Here is a 26,371-nt window from a genome sequence, read left to right on the forward strand (position 1 = left end):
CATGCCGACAGCGACAGCACCGCGCAAATGGAACTGCGCGGGCAACTGCACAGCTATCTCAGACCCACGCTGCGCACCCTGAAAAACCTCGATTTCAACCAGTTGCTGGTGCACTTGCCCGGCAATGCAGAGGCCCTGCTGCGCGAAGAGTCGAGCCTTCCCCACGGAGATCTCGGCGAAACGCGCGCCGCCCTGCTGGCCGAAGTCTTCAGTCAACGCCAGGCACGCAGCGGCCTGCAGCAGAGCGATCAGGGCCTGCTGCTGTACAGTCTGGTCCCCGTGCCAGACAGCGACAGCAGCAGGCCGCCACTGGCCGTGCTGGAAGTGACCGGAGCGCCGCTACCGGCCATGACGGTGGTCGAACTGGCACTCGGCGCACCGGCTCTGCTGCTCCAGCGCCAGCGGCATCCGGCACTGCGCGACAACCACCTCTGGCGGTCGCTGGAGAACCCCGCCGACCATTGGCAGGAACGTCTGCGGCAGACCCAGCTGCCCGACCAGATTACTCAGGCGCAACGCCTGCGTCTGGACCTACCGCGGGAGCAGAGCAACCTGGTACTGCTGCCTGTCGACCAGGCCGGCACCGAGGTCCGGTCCGTACTCGCCATTGCCCATCCGCTTAAAGAGCTGCTGGCCCAGTACCAGCAGCAGCGCCGGGAACGGCTGGCCTACTGGCTGCTCTCCTGGCTGAGCGTGCAAATTCTGCTGCTGGGACTGCTGCGGATTCTCCAGCAGCGCCTCGACCGTCAGCAGCGCGAGCTACGCGAGGAACACCGGCAGAGTCAGGAAGCCCGGCGCTTACTTGAACTGGTGCAGCAAACCCAGTCAGCCTTCATCACCACACAGAACCACCACGCGCTGTTCGAGCAACTGCTGCAACAGATCCTCGACTACACCGGCAGCCGTTTCGGCTTCTTCGGCGAGGTGCTGCAGAATGATCAGGGCACGCCCTACCTGCGCACCTTTGCCATCAGCAACATCGCCTGGGATGACGACTCGCGCGCTTTCTATGCCGCGCACGCGCCCAAGGGCATGGAGTTCCGCAACCTGGACACCCTGTTCGGCCTGGTCCTGCGCAGTGGCGAAGCTTTGCTCAGCAACAGTCCAGCGCAGCATCCGGCCAGCGGCGGCACTCCGCCCGGCCATCCGCCGCTGCAGGCCTTCCTCGGCCTGCCGGTACGCGTCGACCAGCAGATAATCGGCATGCTCGGCCTGGCCAACCGCCAGGGTGGCTACCAGCACGAGCAAATCGAACAGCTGCAGCCGCTGCTGGCCTGCCTCGGCCAGATGATCGATGCCCTGCGCCGCGCGCAGCAACTGGCCCACGAGCAGGAGCTGCAAGGCAAGCAGCAGCATGCCCTGTCCCTGCTCAACGAGATTGCCGCCCGCTCCACCCTGGCCAGCGATATCCAGCTACGTCGTGGGCTACAGCTGGGCTGCGAATTCTTTGGCCTGGAAAACGGCCTGATCGCACGCATCGAGGACGACAACTACCAGGTCGAGCAGCACTTCAGCAGCGAGCAGCCACGCATCGACGGGCAAACCTTCCCGCTGCACCTGACCTACTGCCAGATCACCCGCCAGCGAGGCGACGATGTGCTGGCCATCGAGCACATGGGTGCCTCGGAACACGCCGATCACCCGGGTTATGCCGAGTTTGGCCTGGAGAGCTACATCGGCATGGTGGTCTGGGTCAGGGGCGAACGCTGGGGCACCCTCAGTTTCTCTGCGCGCGAGGCACGCCCGCAGCCGTTCGACAGTGCCGACCTGGAGTTCATGCGCCTGCTCGCCCGCTGGGTCAGCGCCACGCTGGAGCGCGAACTGCAGGAACAGCAGCGCGATGAACTGCTGCAACGCCTGCAACGCCTGACCGAGCAGGTGCCCGGTATCATCCTGCAGCTGCAACTGCACAGCGATGGCCGGCGCACCCTGCCCTATGCCAGCGAGGCCCTGCTGGCCCTCACAGGTCTCGATCCGGACTCACTGAAGCACGACGCCAGCCCACTGTTCCGCAGCATTGCCAGCCAGGACCAAGCCATCTTCGAGTCCTCCCTGGCCCAGTCGGCACAGCAGCTGAAACCCTGGATCGGTGAATTCCGCATCCGCCACCCGCAGCGCGGCGAGCTGTGGCTGGGTGGCCAGGCCAGCCCGCAACGCCTGGCCGATGGCAGCCTGCTGTGGCATGTACTGCTGCTCGACATCAGCACCCGCAAGCAGGCGCAGAGCGACCTGACCCGCGAGCGCCAGCGCCTGCGCAGCATTCTCGAAGGAGCCAACTGCGGTACCTGGGAGTGGAACGTGCAGAGCGGCGACTGCCAATTCGACGCGCGCTGGCTGGGCCTGCTGGGCTATGCCGCCAAAGAGCTGCAGCCCCACAACATCCAGCACTGGCTGGAGATGACCCACCCCGATGACCTGCCGCGCACGCAGAGCGTCCTGCAAGCCCATCTCGAGGGCGAGAGTAGCCATTTCGTCAGCGAATTTCGCATGCGTCACAAGGATGGCCACTGGGTGTGGATCGAGTCCCGCGGACGCCTGCTCAGCCGCACCAGCGCCGGCGACCCGCTGATGATGTACGGCACCCACCTGGACATCAGTGCACGGGTCAGCGCCGAGCAGGCCAATCGCGAAACCCAGGTATTCCTGCAGACCGTGCTGGACAGCAGCACCGAGGTCTCGGTAATCGCCACCGACACCAGCGGCCTGATCACCCTGTTCAACTCCGGTGCAGAACACCTGCTCGGCTACCAGGCTCATGAAGTGGTGGGCAGCCAAAGTCCGGCACTATTCCACCTGGAAAGCGAGGTGCGCGCACGTGGCGCCGAACTCAGTGCCGAGAGCGGGCACGTGGTCGAAGGCTTTGCCGTGTTCGTCGAGATTGCCCGCCGCGAAGGTTCGGAGTCTCGCCAGTGGACCTACCTACACAAGGACGGTAGCCGCCGTCAGGTACTGCTCACCGTGTCGCTGCTGTATGACGCCGAAGGCGAGCTCAATGGCTACCTGGGCATCGCCACCGACATCAGTGAGCTGGTCAGCCTCAGCCAGGCCCTGCTGGCCAGCGAACAGCGCTTTCGCGGCATGCTCAGCAACCTGCCCGGCGCCGCCTATCGCTGCCGCAACGATGCCGCCTGGACCATGTTCCACATCAGCGAGGAAATTCAACGCATCACCGGCTACCCGGCCAACGACTTCATCGACAACCGGGTACGCAGCTATGCCAGCGTGATCGTCCCCGAAGACCTGGCAATCACCTACAGCACCCAGCAGAACCTGCTGGCCCGCACCACCTTCGAACTCAGCTACCGCCTGCGCCACCGCGACGGGCATATCGTCTGGGTCAGCGAAAAAGGCCGCGGCGAATATGACGACAACGGCCACCTGCAGTGGATCGACGGTTTCATCTGGGACATCAGCGAGCAGCGCCGCGCCGAGCAAATGGTGATCGAGCGCGAGGCCTACCTGCGCACCCTGCTCGACAACGTCATCGACGCCATCATCACCATCGACGAACAGGGCCGGGTCGAATCCTTCAACCAGGCCGCCGAGCGCGTCTTCGGCTACAGAGCCGACGAAGTGCTCGGGCGCAATGTCTCCCTGCTGATGCCGGAGCCGGATCGCAGCGCCCACGACGGCTACATCAGCCACTATCGAGACAGCGGCCAGGCGCGCATTCTCGGCGTCAGCGGCCGCGAACTGCTCGGCCTGCGCCGCGACGGCTCGCAATTCCACATGGAGCTGGCGGTCTCGGCCATCCAGCACCTGGGCGCCCGGCGCTTCATCGGCGTGGTGCGCGACATCACCGAACGACGGCGCATCGAACAGATGAAGAACGAGTTCGTCTCCACCGTCAGCCATGAGCTGCGCACGCCGCTGACCTCGATCTCCGGCGCCCTCGGCCTGGTGGTGGGCGGAGCCCTCGGCGAAGTGCCGGGGCCGATGAGCAGCATGCTGCAGATCGCCCACCAGAACAGCCGGCGCCTGGGCCTGCTGATCAACGACCTGCTCGACATGGAGAAGCTGGTCGCCGGCAAGATGACCTTCCACTTCACCGAGCTGGACCTGCTGGCTCAGCTGGAGGAAGCCCTGCTGCACAACCAGCCGTATGCCGACGAGCACGGCGTCAGCTGGCGCATCAGCCAATCCCTTGCCGGCATCCGCGTGCGCGCCGACAGCCAGCGCCTGCAGCAGGTGCTGGCCAACCTGCTGTCCAACGCCGCCAAATTCTCTCCCGCCGGCAGCCAGGTCGAGGTGCGCATGAACCGCTGCGCGCTGGGTGTCCGTGTCAGCGTGACTGACCAGGGCCCGGGCATTCCTGCCGAGTTCCATGCCCGCATCTTCAGCAAGTTCTCCCAGGCCGACGCCTCCGACACCCGCCAGAAAGGCGGCACCGGCCTCGGCCTGGCCATCACCAAGGAGCTGATGGAGCGCATGGGCGGGCAGATCGGCTTCGACTCCCCGCCAGGCCAGGGCGCCTGCTTCTGGATCGAGCTGGTCGTGCAGGAGGGCCAGTGAAACTGCACCTCGACAGCCCATCGACGCCCGCTACCCGGTACTGGCTGGGCGGGCGTCTGCCGCTGGGCCTGGCCGGCCTGCTGTTTCTGCTGCTGCTCGGCCTCAGCGAACTGCTGCTGCAACAGGTGCAGCAACGCCGCGAGGATGAACAGCGCCAGCAGGTCAGCAGCCAGGCCGGCGAGCTGCGCGCGCGTCTGCTCAACGAGCTCAACGGCACCCTGCACCTGGCCACCGGCCTGGCCGCCTACCTGCAAAGCCGTAACGGCGAGATCGACGAGGCGGCCCTGCAGCCCTGGATCGAGGGTCTGACCACCCAGAGTCGACATATCCGCAACATTGCCTTGGCACCCGATAACCGCATCAGCTACGTCTACCCGCTGGCCGGCAATGAGGGTGCGCTTGGCCTGTATTACCCGGACAACCCCCAGCAATGGCCCGCGGTGCAACGCACCATTGCCAGCCGCCAGCCGGTGCTGGATGGTCCGATCACCCTGCGCCAGGGCGGCCAGGGTCTGGCGTACCGGGTACCGGTGTTCCTGCGTGACGGGCGTTACTGGGGGCTGATCAGCACGGTGATCGACATCCCCTCGCTGTTGCGCGAGTTGCCTGAGGCGGCGCGCAGCATGCAATTGGAGATTGCCCTGTTCAGTCGCCCCGAGCCCGATAGCGGCACGCCCATGCTGGGCAGCGCGGCCTGGCTCGCCCAGGCCCACAGCCAACTGCAACTGCCCGTGCCCGGCGGTCAATGGTTGCTGCTGGCCCGCAGCACCGAGCCTGCTTCCGGCGCCGTCAGCATGGTCTGGCTGCGCCTGCTGGCCTGGTCACTGAGCCTGGTCATCGGCGGCCTGCTGGCCCTGATGCTGCGCGCGGCCCAGCAGCAAGAGCGGGCACGCCAGGCCCTGGATGAATCGCGCCAGCGCTTTGCCCAGGCCTTCGTCACCGCGCCTCAGGGCATGGCCCTGCTCACCCCACAAGGGCGCTGGTTGGCCGTCAACCAGCAGCTCTGCCACCTGCTCGGGCGCAGCGCCAGCGAACTGCAGCAGAGCGACCTGCTGAGCCTGGTGGCCGCCAGTGAGCAGGCCCAGGCCAGCCAACATCTGCAGGCCGCACAGGCCCAGCCACAACAGTGGGAAAGCCGCCTGCTGGATGCCTTCGGCCAGACCATCGACTGCCAGCTGGGCGCCGCCTGGGTCGAGGGACAACCGCCATGCCTGATCCTGCAGTGCCAGGATATCCGCGAGCAAAAGCGCATCGAGCGACTCAAATCGGAGTTCGTCGCCACCGTCAGCCATGAGTTGCGCACCCCGCTGACCTCGATCTCCGGCGCCCTGGGCCTGGTGGTCAACGGCGCCCTTGGCGAGGTGCCGGCCAGCATGGCCGAGATGCTGCGCATCGCCGACCAGAACAGTCAGCGTCTGACCCTGTTGATCAACGACCTGCTCGACATGGAAAAGCTCGAAGCCGGCAAGATGCCATTCAACCCGCGTCGCTGCAGCCTCGCCGCGCAGCTGCGGGAAGCACTGAGCAGCCTGCAGGCCTACGCCGAACCGCTGGGCGTGCAGTTGTGCCTGCAGGGCGCCAACGACGTGATGGTGGAGGTCGACCCACTGCGCCTGCAGCAGGTGCTGGCCAACCTGCTGTCCAATGCCGCCAAGTTCTCCCCGGCCGGCGCCCAGGTGACCCTCGGCTGGCAGGTGACGGGCGATTCGGTGCGGGTCAGCGTGTGCGACCATGGCCCGGGCATCAGCGAGGCCTTTCAGGCGCAGATTTTCCACAAGTTCGCTCAGGCCGATGCCTCCACCACCCGCCAGCAGGGCGGCACCGGTCTGGGCCTAGCCATCTGCCGGCGCCTGATTGAACACATGCACGGGCGCATCGGCTTCGATTCGACGCCCGGCCAGGGCAGCACCTTCTGGTTCGAGCTGGCTTGCCAGCCGCTGCCAGCCACAGCCGAGGACTCCCCGCATGCCTGAACGCAGCTACCCGCTACCGGCCGACGAGTATGCACGCCTGCAGGCACTGCTCGAACTGCAGATTCTCGACACGCCGGCCGAAGAAGCCTTCGACGACCTCACCCGCCTGGCCGCGCTGATCTGCGAGACGCCGATCGCCCTGGTCTCGCTGATCGACGATCAACGCCAGTGGTTCAAAAGCCGGGTCGGCCTGGACGCCCGCGAAACCCCGCGCGAACAGGCATTCTGCACCCACGCCATCCTCGGCTCAGAGATATTCGAGGTGCCCGATCCGCTGGATGACCCGCGCTTCCGCGACAATCCGTTGGTCACCGGCACGCCCAACATCCGCTTCTATGCCGGCATGCCGGTGAGCAGCCCGGACGGCCAGCGCATCGGCACCCTCTGCGTCATCGACCGCCAGCCACGCCTGCTCAGTCCGGCCCAGCGCCAGGCCCTGCAGCACCTGGGGCAGATTGCCAGTCGCCAGTTGATCCTGCGCCGCCAGGCCATCCTCCAGGCCCGCGAGGCTGCCTTGCAGAGGGCTCTGCTCAACAGCGCCGGCTGCGCCCTACTGTGTACCGACAATCAGGGGCAACTGACCTACCTCAATCCGACCGCCGAACAACTGCTCGGACAGAGCGCCAAGGCTCTCCATGGCCAGTCGCTGTGCCGATTACTCGACCCGCGAGAGCTACAGGCCCGCGCCCTGTTGCTCGGTCTGCAGCAGCACAGCCCGGCGCCGAACGGCTTTGCTGTGCTCAGCGCCGAGCTGGCCGAGCACGACACCAGCAGCCACGAATGGACCCTGCAGCGCAGCGATGGCGCAGAGCTGCCGGTGCTGCTGACCCTCTCGCCGATCCGCAACGACCAGCAGTTGATCGGTTACCTGGCGATCCTGCAGGACATGAGCCAGCGCCAGCTGTTCCAGCAACGCCTGCAAAGAATCGCCGAGCAGGTTCCGGGCATGCTGTTTCAGTTCATCCGCGAGGATGCCCAGCACTTTTACTTTCCCTATGCCAGCGAAGGCATCCGGCCGATCTTTGGCATCAGTCCGCAACAGGCCGCACAGGAGTCACACCTGCTTTTCGAGCGCATCGACAGCGAGGACCTGCCACACGTGCGTGCGTCGGTCGCCCGTTCAGCCGCCGAACTGAGCCCCTGGCACCAGGAGTTCCGCGTGCGTCCGACGCCGAACAGCCTGCTGTGGGTCGAGGCCCGCAGCATGCCCCAGGCGCTGCGTGAAGGTGGCGTGCAGTGGCACGGTTTCATCAGTGACATCAGCGAACGCAAGCGTATCGAACACCTAAAGGCCGAGTTCGTTTCCACCGTCAGCCACGAGCTGCGCACACCGCTGACCGCCATTGCCGGCGCTCTGGGTCTGGTGGTCAATGGTGCACTTGGCGAGATGCCGCCGAGCATGGCCGAGATGTTGCGCATTGCCGAACAGAACAGCCAGCGCCTGACCCTGCTGATCAACGACCTGCTCGACATGGAGAAACTCAGTGCCGGCAAGATGGTCTTCCAGCTGCGCAACCAACCCCTGCAGCCATTGCTGGAGGAAGCTCTGGACAGCAACCGGACCTATGCCGAGCGTTTTGCCGTGACCCTGCAACTGAAGGGCGGCTGCACTGCGCAAGTCTGCGTAGACCGGCTACGGTTACAACAGGTGCTGGCCAATCTGCTGTCGAATGCGGCCAAATTCACCACGCCGGGCAGCACCGTTGAGGTGCAGGTGACACCGCTCGACGGACAGGTCAGAGTGAGCGTTATCGATAAGGGGCCGGGTATTCCAGAAGAATTCCAGGTGCGCATTTTCGACAAGTTCGCCCAGGCCGATGCCAGCGACAGTCGCCCCAGTCCAGGCACTGGTCTGGGCCTGGCGATCAGCAAGGAGCTGATCGAACGCATGGACGGTACAATCGGATTTACCAGCTCCAGCCAGGGCAGTACCTTCTGGTTCAGCCTGCCTCTGGTCGAAACCATTCCCCCGGCAGAGCCGGGTAGTGATTGAGGTACGTGATGGCCGAGTTGAAACGCATTCTGCACGTTGAGGACGACCGCTCGATCCAGGCCGTGGCCAAGCTGGCCCTGGAAACTCTGGGCGGCTTCGAGGTGCTGAGCTGCCTGTCCGGCCAGGAAGCGCTGGACCAGGTACAGGGCTTCAACCCCGACTTCATCCTGCTCGACGTGATGATGCCCGGCATGGATGGCCCGGCGACTCTGAGCAAGCTGCGCGAGCTGGTGGATATCGAGCAGGTGCCGGTGGCCTTCATGACCGCCAAGGTGCAGCCGCAGGAGATCGAGCAGTACCGTCAGCTCGGAGCCCGCGAGGTGATCGTCAAACCCTTCGACCCCATGACCCTGGCCGCGCAGGTCCGCAGCATCTGGAGCCGCGTGCATGGCTGATCCGGCCGCCGAGCTGCAGCGCCAGCTACAACTGCTCGCCGAACAGTTCAGGCAACGCCTGCAGCGTGACCTGCCCGAGCTGAGCGCCCAGGCCGAAGCACTGGGCAAGGCCGCCAACGAGGCGGCACGACAACCGCTGCTGCTCGCCATCCGCCAGCAACTGCACAAACTGGCCGGCAGCGCCGGCACCTTCGGCTTTGCCGCACTCGGCGAACAGGCGCGTCGCCTCGAACAGCAAGGCGGCGCCTGGCTCTATGCCGGGCAATGCGACGGTTCCCAGCTGCCGGCTTTCATCGCCGACCTGCAGCGACTGTCCGCCCTGGCCGGCAACGCCGGACCGGGCGGCAGCAGCGAACCGCTGGCTCTGGCCTTTGAAAACCGCCGCACGCCGCTTGATCAGCGCATCGCCATTCTTGAAGAAGACCCCGTGCAAGGTCAGTCGGTGGAACTGACCCTGCAGAACTTCGGCTACCAGGCCCGCTGGTACGCCAGCGCGGCCGAGCTGAGCGCACGCCTGGCGCAGCAGGACGTCGATGCTCTGATCATCGACAGCGATCACAGCGCCGCCCCCGAATTGCTCGCTGGCCGCACCAGCCAGAGCGGCCTGCCGCTGCTGGTGATCAGTTCCAGCAACGACTTTGCCAGCCAGCTGCGGGCGGTGCGCGCCGGGGCCGTGGGTTTCCTGTGCAAACCCCTCAACCTGCCGTCGCTGGAAAACGCCCTGCAACGCCTGTTCAGCCTGCAGCAGGGGCAGCCCTATCGGGTGCTGATCGTCGACGACGACCTGGAGCTGGCCAATCGCTATGCGCTGGTCCTGCGCCAGCACCACATGCATGTGCAGGTCTGCCACGAGCCCAGCACGGTTCTCGAATACATGGCGCGTTTCGCTCCCGAGGTGCTTCTGCTCGACGTGCAGATGCCCGACTGCGAAGGTCCTGAGCTGGCGCAGATCATCCGCTTCAACGACGACTGGCTGCGCGTGCCGATCATCTACCTGTCGGCGGAAACCGACCTGAGCCGACAGATGCAGGCGTTGTTGCGCGCCGGCGACGACTTCGTGACCAAGCCAATCAGCGACAACGCCCTCATCACCAGCGTGTTCTCCCGCGCCCAGCGCGCCCGCCAGCTGTCCAATGCCCTGGCCCGCGACAGCCTCACCGGCCTGCTCAAGCATGCCGACATCAAGGAGCAGGTCAGCTACGAGGTGGCCCGCGCCATCCGCAGCCGGCGCCCGACCAGTGTGGTGATGCTCGATATCGACCACTTCAAGCAGGTCAACGACCAGCATGGCCACCCGATCGGCGACAACGTCATCCGCGCCCTGGCCAACCTGCTGCGCCAGCGCCTGCGCAAGATCGACAGCCTGGGCCGCTACGGCGGCGAGGAATTTCTCGCCGTGCTGCCGGACTGCAGCGGCGAGCAGGCGCAAAAGGTCATCGAAGAAATCCGCCAGCACTTTACCCGCCTGACCTTCCAGGCCGGACAGCAGCAGTTCCACTGCAGCTTCAGCGCCGGCGTGGTGCAGAGCAACGGCGAGCAGAGCGCCGGCGAACTGCTGCATCTGGCCGATCAGGCGCTGTATGCCGCCAAGCATGGCGGGCGCAATCAGGTTCGCCTGGCCGTGTAAACACGCACGCCGGACAGGCCAGAGAAGACGAGGGAGCGATCCATGCGGCGCACTGGCAAAACACTATTTACTCTGGCCCTCACAGCCTTGCTGGCGACAGGGGCGGCGCGGGCCAGCAGCGAGGCACCGGTGCGCATCGGCTTTCTCGAATTTCCGCCGTTTTCCTACCTCGACGCGCAGCAGCAACCGCAAGGCAGCATGCTGGCCTTCGCCCAGCGCCTGGCCGAGCAGGCCAGGCTGAACGTCGAGCTGACGCCTTATCCCCCGGCCCGCCTGTATCACAACCTGGCGACCGGCACGACCGAGCTGACCCTGGGCGCCACCGGCAATCCGGCGATCAGTCAGCATGTGCTGACCGGCAAGGAAGTGATTGGCTGGATCGATCTGCGCCTCTATTACCCCGCCGGGAAGAGCGCCCCTCAGCTACCGCAAGGCCTGCGTGGCAAGCGCCTGCTGCTGATTCACGGTTTTACCTACTGGGCGCCGGAAGCCCGCCAGCTGCTCGACGATCCCGGCCTGCAACTGCATCTGAGCAAGGCTCACAGCCATGAGGCGGCCATCGAGTTGCTGCAGCGGGGGCGAAACGATTATCTGCTGGCCTACCAGCCGCCCATCGAGGAAGCCCTGGCGCACAGTGGTGGCGTTGCGCTCCAAGGCATCACCCTGCACAGCCTGCCGGTCAGCCTGCTGCTGTCGCGTCACAGTCCACGGGCCAATGAGTTGCAGGCCCGCCTGGAACAGGCCTATGCCGAGCTCAAGAACTCCGGTGAGCTGCAGCAGTGGCGCCAGCGCATGCACCTGCGCACCGAGCAGCAGGCTCCGGACTACTGAGCCGGCACCTCGGGCAGGCTGCTGAGGCGCTGCGCGCACGCGGACAGTTGCTCGGCCAGCTCCTGCAGATTGGCGCAGGGCTCCTGCAGGGCAAACAGCAAGGCCTGCTGGCGTGACAGGTTGTCATTCCAGGCCTGCTCGAACTGCTCCTGAGTACCGCTATCGCTCTGGGCCTGCTGCTGCAACTGCTGCCAGCGCTGCTCGACCTCATCCAGCCCCTGCAGCGCCAGCGCCACCCGCTCGGCCTGACCGGCCAGGCCGGCGGCAGCGGCGGTCGTCTGCTGCTGGATTTCCCCGGCCATGCGGTTGATGTCTTCGGTGGCCGTGGCGGTACGTGCGGCCAGGTTGCGCACCTCGTCGGCGACCACGGCAAAACCGCGTCCGGCATCGCCGGCCCGCGCCGCCTCGATGGCGGCATTGAGCGCCAGCAGGTTGGTCTGGCTGGCGATGCTCTGGATGGTCTGCGCCACCTGCTGGATTTCCCCGCTGCGTGCCTGCAGGCCACTGACCAGCGCCTGGCGCTGTTCCTGCCCGGCCTGCAGCTCGACCAATGGCGCGCGCGCGCCCTGTAGCTCTGCGCTCAGATCCCCTCGGCTGGTCGCCGGCGGCAGCTGTGGGCACGGCTCAAGCACCACGGCCAGCAGCAGTTGCTGCTGGGCCTCCTGGATATGCTGCAACTGCCCGATGCCGGCTTCCAGTGGCTGCAGGGCCTGCTCCTGAGCCTGGCCCCAGGCCGCCAGCAAGGCGTCGGCCGGCTCGCCTGCCGGCTCGGCCGACACCGCCGGCTCATGTTCCTCCTGCAGGCGCCAGGGCCCCAGCCAGGGCCACAGAGCCAGCAACAGGTAGGCCGGAATGCTCAGGAACCACGGCAACTGCCAGTGCTGATAGACCGCCATCAGTACCCCCAGGCCCAGCGCATGCAGCAGGCAGACATAGGGATAGCGGGAATACGCAGGACGCATACGGCAGCAACCTTTGCTCAGTCGGGAAAAAGTCGAGGATTGATGCTTGCAGCATAGACGGCGACAACGACCGGCAACAGCCAGCGTGGCGAACTAGACTGGATTCACACCGCCTATTCGGCGCCCGCTGTCTCACACAGGCTGCCTGCATGCTGCTGCGCTTGCCCATCCTGCTGACCTTCCTGCTTGGCCTGCTGCTGGCCGGCCCTGCCCGTGCGGACTTGCCCAGTCTGGACCTGCGCCTGAGCGATAATCTGCAAAGCCATCCGGTCAGCCAGCTGCAGGTTCTGGAAGACCGCCATTCCAGCTTTAACATCCGCAGCATCCGCCCGCTGCTGGCACAGCAGGGCCAATTACTCAGCGGCGGTGCCGCCCTCGGCTACAGCGACAGCAGCTGGTGGGTCGGCTTTCGCCTGTACGGCAGTCCAGGCACGCGCTACTACCTGCTACTGGACAACCTGTTCATCGACGAGCTGGAAGTCTGGATCTACGCCAAGGACATGCTGACCCTGCACCGCGCCAGCGGCGACCTGCGCCCCTTTGTCCTGCGCGAGACCCCCTTCCCCGGTTTCATGGTGGCTCTGCCCACCAGCGGCCGGCAGCCCATGGAGGTCATCCTGCGCCTGCGCAGCAGCTCCTCGGTGAACCTGCCGCTGCAGGTGATACCCGCCGCGCTCAAGGACCAGACCCTGGCCGAGCGTTGGGCCTTCAATGCGCTGATTGTCGGCGGCCTGCTGATCATGGCGCTGTTTCACCTGTTCAAGTACGCCGCCCTGCGCCAGCCACAGCTGGGCTACTACTGCGCGCTGGTGCTGTGCCTGGCGCTGTACCAGGCCTCGATCGGCGGTCTGACCACACTGCTGTTCTGGTCACGCCAGCCGCTGATCCCGCCCATTGAAACCAATATCAGCGGCAGCCTGGCGCTGGTCTTCAGTTGCCTGTTCATCGCCAGCAGTCTCAACCTGAAGCAGCGGGCGCTGCGCTGGCTACGCAATGGCCTTTTCCTTGCCCTGCTGCTGGTGCAGGCCTGGCTGATCAGCGATCTTGAAAGCTCCCGGCCGCCCCAGCTGGTCAACCTGCTATTTCTCGGCATCGGTCTTTATCAGGTCGGCCTGACCATACTCGGCCTGCGCCTGGGTCGCCCCTTCGCCGCCTGGTTTGCCTTGTTCTGGACCGCCGCGATCCTGCTGATGATCCTCCTGCCGCTCAGCCGTGCCGGGGTGATACCGCGCAACGAGGTGCTCGACACCCTGCATGCCAGCCTGCCGCTGATCAACGTGTTGCTGTTCGGCATGCTCAACGGCAAGCAGCTTGACCAGCTGCGCCAGGCACTGATCGCCAGCCAGGAACAGGCCATCGTCAACCTGCAGCGCTACCAGAACCTGTTCGGCAGCGCCGCCGAGGGCATCTTCCGCTGCACCCGCGAAGGCCGCCTGCTGGAAAACAACCCGAGCTTCCGCCGCCTGTGCGGCGTGCCCGACTATCAGGTCGGCCTGCTGGCCAACAGTGGCCTGCCCCAGCTGATCGGCCCGCAGCACTGGCAGCAGTTGCAGGCCCAGCTGGACAACGCCGGCACCGCCAGCGGCGAATGCCCGCTGAGGGGCCTGGACGGCCTGCAGCACTGGGTGCTGCTGTCGCTGCACCAGCACCCCGGCGAGGACAGTATCGAGGGCATTCTGGTCGACCTCAGCGAACGCCGCGCCCTCGAACAGCGCCTGGAAAGCCTGGCCGCCCATGACTCGCTGACCGGCCTGCTCAACCGCCGCGAGGTTGAGCGCCTGCTGGAGGACTGCCTGAGCGGCCGCGGCCAGCGCTTCAGCCACCTGCTCTACCTCGACTTGGACCAGTTCAAGCAGGTCAACGACCTGTGCGGGCACAACGCCGGCGACCAGCTGTTGCGCCAGCTCGCCCTCTACCTGCAGAAACGCCTGCCCAGCCAGGCGATTCTCGCCCGCGTTGGTGGCGACGAGTTCATCACCCTGCTCCGTGAGGCCGATGACGGCGCCGCCTGGGCGGTGGCCGAGCAGATCCGCCAGAGCGTCGAGCAGTTCGTCTTCACCTGGGAAGCGCGACCGTTCCGCCTCTATGTGAGCATCGGCCTGTTGCGCCTGGACGAGGGTGTGAAGGACTGGCAAACCGCACTGAACTGGGCCGACAGCGCCGGCCAGCAAGCCAAGCAGCAAGGACGCAATCGCATCCACCGTTTCAATCCGGCCGACGGTGCGCTGCTCGAACACCAGCGCCAGCTGCAGTGGATCACCCGCCTGCGCGAAGCCATCGAGCAGCATCACTTCGAGCTGTTCTTCCAGAGCGTGCTGCCGCTGCAGGAGGGCGAGCCTGGTCTGCATTACGAGGTGCTACTGCGCTACCGCGATCCGCAGAGCGGCGACTGGATTCCCCCCGGCCAGTTCCTCAGCGCCGCCGAACGCTACGGCTTTCTGACCGCCATCGACCGCTGGGTGCTGCGCCAGGTCTGCCAGTGGCTGGTCGGCAACCCGCAACACCTGGCGCGCCTGGCCCTGATCAACATCAACCTCAGCGCCCACTCACTGGTCGATGTCGAGTTCCACCAACTGGTCGACGAACTGCTACGCAGTCATCAACTACCCACCGACAAGCTGTGCTTCGAAGTCACCGAGATGGTCGCCCTGGGCGAGCTGGGCAGTTCGGCCGCCTGGATCAGCCAACTGCGCGGCCTGGGCCTGAAGGTGGCCCTCGACGACTTCGGTAGCGGCTTCGCCTCCTATGCCTACCTGCGGCGCCTGCCGCTGGACCTGCTGAAGATCGATGGCAGCTTCATCAGCGGTATCGAACGCGACCCGATCAACCAGGCCATGGTCGGCTCCATGGTGCAGATCGCCCGCCAGCTGGGCCTGCGCACCGTGGCCGAATTCGTCGAGAGCCAGGCTGCCCTCGACTGCCTGCGCGAACTGGGCATCGACTACGCCCAGGGTTATTTCATCGACCGGCCGCAACCGCTCAGCAGCCTGGCCGATGCGACGCTCACCGGCGCCACAAACAACAACGGCGCATAACCTGCAGGCCATGCGCCGCTGCTTAGGCTTTTACTGCAAGTTCAGGCCAGGGCGTTCTTGCTGCGGATGCAGGTCGGCCCGGCGCGCTCCTCGACGGCCCGCTCGATGTCCTTGCGCAGTCCGAGCAAAAAGCCCAGCTCGGCAGCCACAAACAGCGGCCCGACCAGCAGCCCCATCAGGTCATCGACAAAGGCCGGTTTGCGCCCTTCGTAGTAGTGACCGACAAACTGGATGATCCAGCCGACCACGAACAGCGCGACGCCAACGCTCAGCCACAGCGCCGTGCTCTGTACTGCCAGCGCCGCACCAAACCACAGGCTGAGCAGCAGCAGTACGCTCATCAGCAGGCCGTAGCGCAGGTCCAGACGCAGGTAAAAGATCGCCGCCGCCGCGGCCACCAGCGCCGCCGGCGATAGCCACAGTCCCGCCACCTCCAGGCCAGGGCGCGACAGCAGCTCGGCCACGGCCAGAACGATCAGGGGGATACCCACAAAGTGGGTGGCGATGTTGCGCCGGTCACGGTGATACTCGGCATACTGGCTCAGGTGTTCGACAAGCGTTTTCATAGTTATGAGTCTCCTTTGCACGCAGACCTTGGCATGATGCCGGGCCGCCCACCACCCATCTGTCAGCTAGCCGACAATAGCCACCGACCAAGCCTACCGACCATGCCCATCAGCCCTGAGATTAGCCCTTACCGCGCGCAGCTGGAAAACGGCCAGTGGTTCCGTCTGCTGCCCGGCGAATTGCAGGAACAGCTGCTCGGCGAAGCGCGCCTGCTGCGCCTGAGCCCAGGGCAACGGCTGTTCCGCCGCGGTGATCCGCCCTGCGGCCTGTATGCCGTGCTGGGCGGCAGCATGCGGGTCGGCGCGGTCAGCCGGCAGGGCAAGGAAGCGCTGCTGACCCTGGTCGAGGCGCCCTACTGGTTCGGCGAGATTTCCCTGTTCGATGGCCTGCCACGCACGCACGACGCCTATGCCGAAGGCCCCTGCCTGCTGCTGCAGGTGCCGCAGGCAGCGCTGCTCGCCCTGCTGCGCCAGCAACCGCAATACTGGCGCGAGCTGGCCCTGCTGATGAGCCAGAAGCTGCGCCTGGCCTTTGTCGCACTGGAGGAGATGAGCCTGCTGCCGGCAGCACCACGCCTGGCCCGGCGCCTGCTGCAGATCGCCGAGGGCTATGGCGAGCAGCCGGAGCCGCGACGGGTCATCCAGCTGGCCCAGGAACAGTTGGCGCTGATGCTGGCCATCTCGCGCCAGACCACCAACCAGATCCTCAAGGAACTGGAAGCCCAGGGCATTCTCCGCCTGGCCTATGGCGGCATCGAAATCATTGATCTGGCTCGCCTGCGCCAGCAGGCTCATATGCCAGACTAAACACTTCAGTTCTGCCGCTCATGGACGATATGCAGAAACGGCTTATCGAATTTCCGGAGTCCCCCATGTTCGACCGCAAGTGGCGCCTGCGCAGTGAAGCGCTGCAACAACAAGTCAGCCAACTGGAGCAGGAAAAACGCGCTATGCAGCAGGAGCTCGACGCCCTGCGCAGCCTGCAGCAGTCCAGCCAGCAGGAGCTCGATGAGCACAACGGCCTGAGCCGCTACCAGAATCAGCTGCACGGCAAGCTGGCGCTGTTCGAGGACTCGCTGTCACAAACCCGCGACGGCGTTGTCGGCCAGGCCGAGCAGTTGCGCAGTGAAGTCGACCGACTGCGCCAGCACAGCGGTGTGTTTGAGCAGACCTCGGCCCTGCTCGGCGGCTTTTCCAGTTCGCTCGGTACCATGGCCGAGCAGGGCATCAGCAGCGTGCAGAGCGTCGAACTGCTGCGCCAGCGGGTCAGCGAGATCAGTCGCATCGTCGAGCTGATCAAGGCGATCTCCGACCAGACCAACCTGCTGGCCCTCAACGCCGCCATCGAGGCGGCGCGCGCCGGTGAACAGGGCCGCGGCTTTGCCGTGGTCGCCGACGAGGTGCGCGCCCTGGCCCAGCGTACCTCCCAGGCCACCCAGGAAATCAGCCAACTGGTCGGCTCGATCAACCAGGAAACCGAAACCGCCAGCCGTTCCATCGGCACCCTCTCCGAAGAGGCGTCACGCCTGGCCGGCGATGTCTCCAGCTCAGCCGAGACCCTGGATGAAATGGTGGTGCTCGGCGAGCACATGAGCCAGCTGATCGAGGGCATCGCCCTCGGTTCATTCTGCGAGGCGGTCAAGCTCGACCACCTGCTGTTCAAGCTCACCGTCTATCAGCGCCTGTTCCAGCACGACAGCAATACCCAGCTCAGCGACCATCACAGCTGCCGCCTCGGCCAGTGGTATAGAAACAGCGATACCCAGGCGCTGTACGGTAGCGTGCGCAGCTATCAGCAGCTGGAGCAGCCGCACCGGATGGTTCACGACGCCGCTCACGACGCGCTGCATGCCGCACAGAGCCGGGACTGGAACAAGGTGTTGCGGGCCGTGCAGGACATGGAGCAGGGCAGCATGCAGGTCAACCAGCTGCTCAGCGAGCTGGCCCAGCAATCAGCCTGAACGCTGCGCCCGGTACTGACTGGGTGACAGGCCGCTCCAACGCTTGAACGCCCGACTGAAGCTGCTGGTATCGGCAAAACCGAGCAGGTAGGCGACCTCGCTGAGCGAGCAGCGCGGGTCGCGCAGGTGCTGTTCGGCCAGGCGCCTACGGGTCTCGCTGAGCAGCTGCTCGAAGCTGCAGCCTTCCTCGCTCAAGTGCCGCTGCAGGCTGCGTAGGCTGACATGCAGGCTCTGCGCGATACCCTCGGCGGCCGGCTCACCGGCTGGCAGCCGATCCTCCAGCAAGACCCGCACGCGACGCGCCCAGGTCGGCGTATCGAGCTGCTCCAGGGCGCGCTGCAGAACGGCTTCGTTGTGCTCGGCCAGCTCCGGATTGGCATCCTCCAGCGGCTGCTCCAGATCGGCATGGCTAAACTCCAGACGGGTTTCACCGGCCGCGAAGAACAGCGGCGCGCGAAAGGCCGCCTGCCAGGGGGTGGCATCTGCCGGTGCCGGCCGCTGCAGGTACACCGCCTGGGGTGACCACTCGCGCCCCAGGCGCTTGCGGCAGGTGCGCACATAGATCGCGGCGAACGCATCCAGCGCTTCGGCCGCCGGCAGCGCATGGCCCTCGGCGACGCGCAGGCCGAACAGATAGCCGTCGGCGCTGCGCTCCAGACGCAGGCAAAGGGCATCGCTGACCACCCGGTGGTAGCGCACCAGACGCTCGAACAACTCCAGCAGCGTGCCACTGGCGCTCAGGGCATAACCGAGGGCGTGGAAGGTGGTCGGGGTGATGTAGCGCGATACCGACAGGCCCAGCGCCGGATCACCACTGGCCGCCACGGCCAGCTGCCACAGGCGGGTGGTGGCCGACAGCGGATAACGCGCCCGCGGGTCGTCCATCAGGCGCGGATCGAGGCCGGCCTCGCGACACAGGGCCACGCTGTCGAGGCCGCGGGCCTCCAGCAGCTTGCGCAGGGCGCGGGTCCAGCTGGCCAGGGTGGTGGGTTCAGTCATGCAGGTTGGCGTATCCGGTCAACAGGTTGGCGTTCAAGGTCAGGCACACCCGGACAAGGGCGCGCAAAGTAGCGTTGACCCGTAGCGTGAACCCACCGCTACCCGCCAACCCGTTGCCAGAGGATGCGAGCATGAGCCGCCCCACCGCAAGCCCCGCCATCGCCAATCACCTGCAGGCCGCCGCCAGAGTGCGCGAGGTAGTCGGCGTCCGGGGCAACCAGCTGCGCCAGCGCTACCCCATTCTCCAGCACCAGGACGCCCTCGGCGTGGCCATCCTGGCTTTCGCCCTGGCCGGCATGGGCGCAGCCGCCTGGCTGTATATCGAGCAGCAGATCGCCTGGTGGGTCTGCCTGCTGGCCAGTGCCTTCTTCGCCTCGCTGACCCACGAGCTGGAGCATGACCTGATTCACTCGATGTATTTCCGCAAGCAGCGCGTGCCGCACAACCTGATGATGCTGCTGGTGTGGATGGCGCGGCCGAGCACCATCAATCCCTGGGTTCGCCGCCACCTGCACCTCAACCATCACAAGACCTCCGGCAGCGAGGCCGACATGGAAGAGCGCGCCATCACCAACGGCGAGCCCTGGGGCATTGCTCGCCTGCTGATGGTCGGCGACAACATGATGTCGTCATTCATTCGTGTTCTGCGCGCACCGACCTGGGCACGCAAGCGCTACATCATCGGTCGCACGCTGGCCGTGTATGCCCCCTTCGGCCTGCTCAACTGGGCAACCTGGTATGTGTTCCTCGGCTTCCATGGCAGCGATCTGCTGAGCAGCGCGCTCGGTAGCCCGATCATCTGGTCGACGGACACCCTCGCGTTCATGCACTGGATCGATCTGGCCGTGGTGGTGCTGGTGGGGCCCAATGTGCTGCGCACCTTCTGCCTGCATTTCATCAGCTCGAACATGCACTACTATGGTGACGTGGAGGCCGGCAACGTGATCCAGCAGACCCAGGTGCTCAACCCGTGGTGGCTATGGCCGCTGCAGGCCTTCTGCTTCAACTTCGGCAGCACCCACGGCATCCATCACTTCGTGGTCAAGGAACCCTTCTATATCCGCCAACTCACGGCACCCGTGGCGCATCAGGTCATGCGTGAGGTCGGCGTGCGCTTCAACGACTTCGGCACCTTCGCCCGCGCCAACCGCTGGCAGGCCGTGCGCAGCGAGCATCCCGGCGTGGCACAGAACGCCTGAGGCCCACCCATCCTGCGACGGGCTGCCCCGGCAGCCCACTTGCCCTAGCCTTGGCAGGTCGTTTCCAACGGCCTGTTAGGCCTTTCCTTCCCCCCGAAGCAAGACGCCCGATGAATATCCTGATCGTTCACGCCCATCCCGAACCGCAGTCATTCTGCAGCGCCATGAAAGACCTGGCAGTCACCACTCTGGAGGCTGCCGGCCATCAGGTGCAGCTGTCCGACCTCTATGCGATGAACTGGAATCCGGTGGCCGCCGACAGCGACTTCGCCAGCCGCAGCGATCCGGACTATCTGGTGTATGCCCTGGAACAACGCCATGCGCACAACCAGCAGAGCCTGGCAGCGGATATCCAGGCCGAGCTGGATAAACTGCTGTGGGCCGACCTGCTGATTCTCAACTTCCCGCTGTACTGGTGTTCGGTGCCGGCCATGCTCAAGGGCTGGATCGACCGCGTGCTGGTCTCGGGGGCCTGTTATGGCGGCCTGCGCTTCTATGATCGCGGCGGACTGGCCGGCAAGCGGGCCATGCTCAGCTTCACCCTGGGCGCCCAGCCACATATGTTTGCCGATGAACAGGCCATCCATGGCGAGCTGGATCTCATGCTGCGCCCGCTGCAGCGCGGCACCCTGGCGTACACCGGCTGCACGGTGCTGCCGCCCTTCGCCGCCTACCACGTGCCCTATCTCGACGATGCCGCGCGCCAGGCGATTCTCGACGACTACCGCCACCATCTGCTGCAGCTCGAGCAGCTGACGCCGCTGCGCTTTCCGCGCCTGGCCGAATTCGACAAGCGCCTGCAGCCGCTGTCCGGCGAGGTGAGTGCATGAGCCGCTGGATCTGCGTGGTCTGCGGCCTGATCTATGACGAAGCGCTGGGCTGGCCGGATGACGGCATCGCTCCGGGCACGCTCTGGAGCGAAGTCCCGGAGGACTGGCTCTGCCCGGACTGCGGCGTCAGCAAGAGCGACTTCGAAATGCGCCTGCTGGACTGATCCGCCTCGGCATCTCCCCCTATCAGCGCCATTGATAGGGGCAGACAGTCTCTCGCTCGCTCCGTACAGTGGCCCGTTGCCAAGCCTCATCCGATAAGAACAAGCGAGCGCTCCTCATGCAGCCATCCACCCAAGCGAGCAACGCCTGGCGCATTCTCTTTCTGCTGTTCCTGGCCAATCTGTTCAACTTCTTCGACCGCACCATCCCTGCCATTGTGATGGAGCCGATCCGCCTGGAATGGAGTCTCTCCGACCTGCAGATCGGCCTGCTCGGCACCGCCTTCACCCTGGTCTACGCCATCGCCGGCGTACCGCTGGGGCGCATGGCCGACAACGGCTCGCGGCGCAAGATCATGGGCTGGGGCCTGACGGTCTGGAGCGGCCTGACCGCACTGAACGGCATGGCCGGAAGTTTCTGGAGCTTCCTGCTGATCCGCATGGGCGTGGGTATCGGTGAAGCCAGCTACGCGCCGGCGGCCAACTCGCTGATCGGTGATCTGTTCCCCGCCAGCAAGCGTGCACGGGCCATGGGGATCTTCATGCTCGGCCTGCCGCTGGGCCTGCTGCTGGCGTATTTCACCATCGGCGCCATGGTCCAGGCCTTCGGCAGCTGGCGCGCACCGTTCTTCATCGCCGCCATCCCCGGCTTGCTGCTGGCGGTGTTCATGTTCTTTATCCACGAGCCGACACGCGGCGCTGCGGAGAGCGTCAGGGTGCAGCAGAGCCCGGTACAGCAGCCGCTGCGCAAGGTCCTGGCGATCCGTACCTTCTGGTGGCTGACCCTGGCCGGCCTTGCCTACAACTTCGCCTCCTATGCCTGCAACTCGTTCATGGTGCCGATGCTGCAGCGCTACTTCGGCCTGCCGCTACAGCAGGCCGCAGTCGCCGTCGGCATCATGGTCGGTCTTACCGGCCTGATCGGCCTGACGGCTGGCGGCTGGCTGGCAGACAAGGCCCACCTGCGCTCACCACGCGGCCGCCTGCTGCTGGGCACCGTGAGCATGCTGATCGCTGCGTTGTGCACCGCCTACCCGCTGCTGGCTGGACGCATCGAGATCGCCGTGTTCGTTGGCGTGTTCAGCCTGGGCTGGCTGTTCTCCTACAACTTCTATACCTGCGTCTATACCGCAATCCAGGATGTGGTCGAGCCACGCCTGCGCGCCACCGCCATGGCCCTGTTCTTTGCCGGCCTGTACCTGCTGGGTGGTGGCCTTGGCCCGGTGGTGGTGGGAGGTCTGTCCGATCACTTTGCCCGGGCAGCCCAAGCCGCCGCCGGCGCTGCCGAGATGAGCGAAGCCTTCAAGGCCGTGGGCTTGCACGATGCCCTGCTGCTGATTCCGGTTGCACTGCTGCTGACCATGCTCGCCCTGCTGCAGGCCTCGCGGTGCTTTGCCAGCGATGCCGCACGCATGCGCAGCAAGATGGAAGCCGATGCGGCCGCCTGAACCGCAGGCATAAAAAAGGCCCGCTTGCGCGGGCCTAGAGGAGACGCCTGGCTGGTGAGCCCACAGGCGAATTTACTGCATGCTTATGCCAGCTCGTCGAAGCACTCGGCGACGATGGCAATGCCTTTTTCCAGCTGGGCATCCGGAATGGTGACCGGCATGAGGAAGCGGATGACGTTGTAGTAGGTGCCGCAGGAGAGCAGGATCAGGCCTTTCTCGCGGGCACGGGCGACGATCTTGCCAACCAGTTCGGCCGCCGGCTTGTCGTGGTCGCCGTTCTCGAACAACTCGATGGCGACCATCGAACCCAGACCGCGCACGTCACCGATGACCTTGTGCTTGGCAGCGATTTCACGCAGGCCGGCCTTGAGCTTCTCGCCCACAGCCTGGCTACGCTCCAACAGTTTCTCTTCGTCGAACACCTTCATCACGGCCAGAGCCGCGGCGCAGGCAATCGGGCTGCCGGCATAGGTGCCACCCAGACCGCCCGGGGCGATGGCATCCATGATTTCGGCCTTGCCGCACACGCCGGAGATCGGGAAGCCACCACCAACGGATTTGGCGAAGGTGGTCAGATCCGGAACGATGCCCAGTTGTTCGGTGGCGAAGAAGGTACCGGTACGACCGGCGCCGGTCTGGACTTCGTCGGCGATCAGCAGAATGCCGTGCTCGTCGCACAGGGCACGCAGGCGCTTCATGAAGGCCGGCGAGTTGACGTAGAAACCACCTTCGCCCTGTACCGGCTCGATGATGATGGCGGCGATGTCACGCGGCTGCGCATCGTTCTTGAAGATGCGCTCGATGCTGGCGATCGACTCGTCTTCACTGACGCCATGCAGTTCGCACGGCGCCAGGGCGCGGAACACACCGCCCGGCATCAGGCCCATGCCCGCGGAGTACGGTACGACCTTGCCGGTCAGGCTCAGGGTCATCATGGTGCGGCCGTGGTAGGCGCCGGTGAAGGCGATCACGCCGGCGCGGCCAGTGGCAGCACGGGCGATCTTCACGGCGTTCTCGACGGCTTCGGAACCGGAGGTCACCAGCAGGGTCTTCTTGGCGAAGTTGCCCGGTACGCGCTTGGCGATTTCTTCGCACAGCTCGATGTAGGGCTCATAGGCCAGTACCTGGAAACAGGTGTGGGTCAGCTTGGTCAGCTGTTCCTGAACCGCAGCGATCACTTTCGGGTGCAGGTGGCCGGTGTTCAGTACGGCGATACCGCCGGCGAAGTCGATGAACTCGCGGCCCTCGACGTCCCACACGGTGGCGTTCTCGGCGCGCTCGGCGACGATCGGGTGGATCTGACCTACGCCACGCGGAACAGCGGCGGCACGGCGTTGCAGGATGGATTCGTTAGTCTTGCTCATGGTGTCCTCATCGGTCGCACTATCAAGCGACTTGGTCCAAGGATGATGACGGGGGTCAGAACGGCGTACAGCGTACGATGATCGAGCTGCACTCAGTCTGCCGGGCCGTCGACAGGGTTCGCCGGTGCCACCACCGGAAACGCTGACGCCGGGCGGCTACGACTCCTGCCTGCCACCCGACACCCACGGAAAATCAGTTAACTCAGATACCGCCGAGGCAGAGGTACTTCAGCTCAAGGTAGTCTTCGATACCGTACTTGGAGCCTTCACGGCCCAGGCCGGAAGCCTTCACACCGCCGAACGGCGCTACTTCAGTGGAGATCACGCCGGTGTTGATACCGACCATGCCGTACTCCAGCGCTTCCGCTACGCGGAACACACGGCCCAAGTCGCGGGCATAGAAGTAGGAGGCCAGACCGAATTCGGTGTCGTTGGACATGGCAATCACTTCGGCCTCGTCCTTGAAGCGGAACAGCGGCGCCAGCGGGCCGAAGGTCTCTTCCTTGGCTACGGCAGCGTTGTTCGGCACGTCGACAAGAATGGTCGGCTCGAAGAAGCTGCCACCCAGCGCATGCGGCTTACCGCCGGCAACCAGCTTGGCGCCCTTGCTGATGGCGTCTTCGATGTGTTCCTGCACCTTGGCCACTGCCTTGTTGTCGATCAGCGGGCCAGTGGTGGTGCCGTCTTCCAGACCGTTGCCGATCTTCAGCTTGGCCACGGCGGCCTTCAGCTTGTCGACGAAGGCGTCGTACACACCATCCTGAATATACAGGCGGTTGGCGCAGACACAGGTCTGACCGTTGTTGCGGTACTTGGAAATCAGAGCGCCTTCCACGGCGGCATCCAGATCGGCGTCATCGAAAACGATGAACGGCGCGTTGCCGCCCAGCTCCAGGGACACCTTCTTGATGTCCTGGGCACACTCAGCCATCAGCTGGCGACCGATCTCGGTGGAACCGGTGAAGGTCAGCTTGCGTACGATCGGGTTGCTGGTCAGCTCGCCGCCGACTTCGCCGGCGCTGCCGGTAACCACGCTGAACACGCCAGCCGGAATCCCGGCCTGCTCGGCCAGAGCGGCCAGGGCCAGAGCGGAGTAAGGAGTCTGCGAAGCAGGCTTGAGCACCATGGTGCAACCGGCGGCCAGAGCCGGACCGGCTTTACGGGTGATCATTGCCGAAGGAAAGTTCCACGGGGTGATGGCCGCGGTCACACCGATCGGCTGCTTGAGCACGATGATGCGCTTGTCCGGCTGGTGACCCGGGATGGTGTCGCCGTAGACGCGCTTGGCTTCTTCAGCAAACCACTCGAGAAATGAAGCTGCGTAGGCAATTTCGCCCTTGGCTTCGGCCAGCGGTTTGCCCTGCTCAATGGTCATCAGGCGGCCCAGGTCGTCCTGGTTCTCCATCATCAGCTCGAACCACCGGCGCAGCTTGGTGGCGCGCTCCTTGGCGGTCAGTGCACTCCAGGCCGGGAGGGCCTTCTCAGCAGCTTCAATAGCACGGCGCGTTTCGGCACGGCCCATCTTCGGTACGTTGCCAATGATCTCGCCAGTCGCCGGGTTATTCACAGCGATGGTCTGGCCGCTATCGGCATCCAGCCACTGACCGTCGATATAGGCCTGCTGACGGAACAGCTGCGGGTTTTTGAGTTGCATGGAAGGTCTCCTTCACGTCGCCGAAGGCGCCGAATCGCTTGTTGTTCTTGGGCTCGACCGTGTGGTCAGCTAGTAAAGACGCCGCGCGCAACAGGGCAGTCACGAGCGTTTGAAATCTCAAACGAATCCTAGGGCCGTCAGAACAAAAGGGCAATAGCCTGTTCGATAAAATTAACGCTTTCATACTTTAGTTGAATTCTTTCGCGCTATTCGCTTCGACCTTGAAGGTTTCCGTTCGATATCCACAACGCCTATAACTCGGCATGGACGCACGCCACCGGGATGCGTATCATGGCGGCCCGCAACGCATCCGTAGCTCAGCTGGATAGAGTACTGCCCTCCGAAGGCAGGGGTCGTGGGTTCGAATCCCGCCGGATGCGCCAAATAGAAAAGGCCCCAGGTTTAACAGCCTGGGGCCTTTTTGTTTGCCTGCGTTAAGCGCTTCACGCTGTCAAAACATCCGTCTGGCCTGCTCGCCAGGGCGTCTGGATTTTTCCAGCGCAAAGACAAACCCCCGAGTCTCTTGCGAGGCTCAGGGGTTTGGGATAGGAGCTTGACGATGACCTACTCTCACATGGGGAGACCCCACACTACCATCGGCGATGCGTCGTTTCACTACTGAGTTCGGGAAGGGATCAGGTGGTTCCAACGCTCTATGGTCGTCAAGCAATTCGGTTGCTGCATCGTGGTTTAGACGCTACAGCGAATTGGGTATGTGATTGGATTGCGAGTCCTGCAAGCTTTCGGCTTACTTCATCTTCACATTTAACACGCAAATTGTTTGGGTGTTATATGGTCAAGCCTCACGGGCAATTAGTATTGGTTAGCTCAACGCCTCACAGCGCTTACACACCCAACCTA

The 26,371-nt window shown here is 64.9% G+C and carries 16 protein-coding genes, 1 tRNA gene, 1 rRNA gene and 5 pseudogenes; 17 read left to right on the forward strand and 6 right to left on the reverse strand.

The window, feature by feature from the left end; genetic code table 11:
- Window positions 1-348: 348 nt before the first annotated feature.
- The 8 genes and pseudogenes from HNP49_RS19035 to HNP49_RS15095 form a co-directional block, all read left to right on the forward strand.
- Window positions 349-3,426 (forward strand): annotated as a pseudogene (locus HNP49_RS19035) (PAS domain-containing protein); the annotation flags it as partial.
- 9 nt (window positions 3,427-3,435) lie between these two features.
- Window positions 3,436-4,500, forward strand: a pseudogene (locus HNP49_RS19040) (sensor histidine kinase); the annotation flags it as partial.
- Window positions 4,501-4,637: 137 nt separating this feature from the next.
- Window positions 4,638-5,153, forward strand: a pseudogene (locus HNP49_RS19045) (CHASE domain-containing protein); the annotation flags it as partial.
- A 216-nt stretch (window positions 5,154-5,369) separates the two neighbouring features.
- A complete protein-coding gene (locus tag HNP49_RS19050) occupies window positions 5,370-6,485 on the forward strand; it encodes an ATP-binding protein (RefSeq protein WP_260407212.1) in 1,116 nt (371 codons plus the stop codon).
- Entirely contained in the window at window positions 6,478-8,478 is a 2,001-nt protein-coding gene (locus HNP49_RS15080) for an ATP-binding protein (protein ID WP_184684610.1), read from the forward strand. Before HNP49_RS19050 ends, HNP49_RS15080 begins: the two co-directional genes overlap by 8 nt.
- An 8-nt stretch (window positions 8,479-8,486) precedes the next feature.
- Window positions 8,487-8,873 carry a response regulator gene (locus HNP49_RS15085; RefSeq protein WP_184684612.1) on the forward strand — a complete coding sequence of 129 codons (387 nt, stop codon included), beginning with the start codon at window positions 8,487-8,489 and terminating at the stop codon, window positions 8,871-8,873.
- Window positions 8,866-10,500, forward strand: coding sequence for a diguanylate cyclase (locus tag HNP49_RS15090; RefSeq protein ID WP_184684614.1), 1,635 nt, complete (start codon window positions 8,866-8,868; stop codon window positions 10,498-10,500). The genes HNP49_RS15085 and HNP49_RS15090 overlap by 8 nt, the downstream gene beginning before the upstream one ends.
- Window positions 10,501-10,542: 42 nt before the next feature.
- Complete coding sequence (locus HNP49_RS15095; protein ID WP_184684615.1) at window positions 10,543-11,331, forward strand: ABC transporter substrate-binding protein; 789 nt, start codon at window positions 10,543-10,545, stop codon at window positions 11,329-11,331.
- Here the strand turns inward: HNP49_RS15095 and HNP49_RS19055 are convergent.
- A pseudogene (locus tag HNP49_RS19055) lies at window positions 11,325-11,789 on the reverse strand (methyl-accepting chemotaxis protein); the annotation flags it as partial. The gene HNP49_RS15095 and the pseudogene HNP49_RS19055 sit on opposite strands and share 7 nt — an antisense overlap.
- A 653-nt stretch (window positions 11,790-12,442) precedes the next feature.
- On the opposite strand from HNP49_RS19055, the gene HNP49_RS15105 reads away from it, so the two are divergent.
- The gene (locus HNP49_RS15105; RefSeq protein ID WP_184684618.1) at window positions 12,443-15,328 is read left to right on the forward strand and encodes an EAL domain-containing protein; all 2,886 of its coding nucleotides are present in this window, start codon (window positions 12,443-12,445) and stop codon (window positions 15,326-15,328) included.
- A 41-nt stretch (window positions 15,329-15,369) separates the two neighbouring features.
- On the opposite strand, the gene HNP49_RS15110 is transcribed toward HNP49_RS15105, so the two are convergent.
- On the reverse strand, window positions 15,370-15,894 hold the full coding sequence (locus tag HNP49_RS15110; protein ID WP_184684619.1) for a DUF962 domain-containing protein: 525 nt from the start codon (window positions 15,892-15,894) through the stop codon (window positions 15,370-15,372).
- A gap of 102 nt (window positions 15,895-15,996) precedes the next feature.
- Between HNP49_RS15110 and HNP49_RS15115 the strand changes: the two genes are divergently transcribed.
- The 3 genes and pseudogenes from HNP49_RS15115 to HNP49_RS19065 all read left to right on the forward strand — a co-directional run bounded on the left by HNP49_RS15115 (window position 15,997) and on the right by HNP49_RS19065 (window position 17,855).
- A complete protein-coding gene (locus HNP49_RS15115) occupies window positions 15,997-16,701 on the forward strand; it encodes a Crp/Fnr family transcriptional regulator (protein ID WP_184684620.1) in 705 nt (234 codons plus the stop codon).
- Window positions 16,702-17,183: 482 nt separating this feature from the next.
- Window positions 17,184-17,456: pseudogene (locus HNP49_RS19060) on the forward strand (methyl-accepting chemotaxis protein); the annotation flags it as partial.
- 27 nt (window positions 17,457-17,483) lie between these two features.
- Window positions 17,484-17,855, forward strand: coding sequence for a CZB domain-containing protein (locus HNP49_RS19065; RefSeq protein ID WP_260407213.1), 372 nt, complete (start codon window positions 17,484-17,486; stop codon window positions 17,853-17,855).
- On the opposite strand, the gene HNP49_RS15125 is transcribed toward HNP49_RS19065, so the two are convergent.
- Window positions 17,847-18,854: an AraC family transcriptional regulator gene (locus HNP49_RS15125; RefSeq protein WP_184684622.1), complete on the reverse strand. Its 1,008-nt coding sequence runs from the start codon at window positions 18,852-18,854 to the stop codon at window positions 17,847-17,849. The two genes, HNP49_RS19065 and HNP49_RS15125, sit on opposite strands and share 9 nt — an antisense overlap.
- A 131-nt stretch (window positions 18,855-18,985) precedes the next feature.
- On the opposite strand from HNP49_RS15125, the gene HNP49_RS15130 reads away from it, so the two are divergent.
- The 4 genes from HNP49_RS15130 (at window position 18,986) to HNP49_RS15145 (ending at window position 22,492) form a co-directional block, all read left to right on the forward strand.
- Window positions 18,986-20,053, forward strand: coding sequence for a fatty acid desaturase (locus HNP49_RS15130; protein ID WP_184684623.1), 1,068 nt, complete (start codon window positions 18,986-18,988; stop codon window positions 20,051-20,053).
- A gap of 110 nt (window positions 20,054-20,163) precedes the next feature.
- Window positions 20,164-20,883: an NAD(P)H-dependent oxidoreductase gene (locus HNP49_RS15135; RefSeq protein WP_184684624.1), complete on the forward strand. Its 720-nt coding sequence runs from the start codon at window positions 20,164-20,166 to the stop codon at window positions 20,881-20,883.
- A complete protein-coding gene (locus HNP49_RS15140) occupies window positions 20,880-21,047 on the forward strand; it encodes a rubredoxin (protein ID WP_184684625.1) in 168 nt (55 codons plus the stop codon). Before HNP49_RS15135 ends, HNP49_RS15140 begins: the two co-directional genes overlap by 4 nt.
- A gap of 116 nt (window positions 21,048-21,163) precedes the next feature.
- The gene (locus tag HNP49_RS15145; RefSeq protein WP_184684626.1) at window positions 21,164-22,492 is read left to right on the forward strand and encodes an MFS transporter; all 1,329 of its coding nucleotides are present in this window, start codon (window positions 21,164-21,166) and stop codon (window positions 22,490-22,492) included.
- Between the two features lie 83 nt (window positions 22,493-22,575).
- On the opposite strand, the gene gabT is transcribed toward HNP49_RS15145, so the two are convergent.
- Together gabT and gabD are read right to left on the reverse strand one after the other, a co-directional pair.
- Complete coding sequence (gabT, locus tag HNP49_RS15150) at window positions 22,576-23,856, reverse strand: 4-aminobutyrate--2-oxoglutarate transaminase (protein WP_184684627.1); 1,281 nt, start codon at window positions 23,854-23,856, stop codon at window positions 22,576-22,578.
- A 202-nt stretch (window positions 23,857-24,058) separates the two neighbouring features.
- On the reverse strand, window positions 24,059-25,510 hold the full coding sequence (gene gabD / locus HNP49_RS15155; protein WP_184684629.1) for an NADP-dependent succinate-semialdehyde dehydrogenase: 1,452 nt from the start codon (window positions 25,508-25,510) through the stop codon (window positions 24,059-24,061).
- Window positions 25,511-25,816: 306 nt separating this feature from the next.
- Here gabD and HNP49_RS15160 point away from each other — a divergent pair.
- Window positions 25,817-25,893 (forward strand) — tRNA-Arg (locus tag HNP49_RS15160).
- Between the two features lie 168 nt (window positions 25,894-26,061).
- Here HNP49_RS15160 and rrf read toward each other — a convergent pair.
- Window positions 26,062-26,177, reverse strand: a 5S ribosomal RNA gene (gene rrf / locus HNP49_RS15165).
- Between the last annotated feature and the right edge of the window lie 194 nt (window positions 26,178-26,371).

It is taken from the genome of Pseudomonas fluvialis (genome assembly GCF_014207935.1).
Lineage (GTDB): Bacteria > Pseudomonadota > Gammaproteobacteria > Pseudomonadales > Pseudomonadaceae > Aquipseudomonas > Aquipseudomonas fluvialis_A.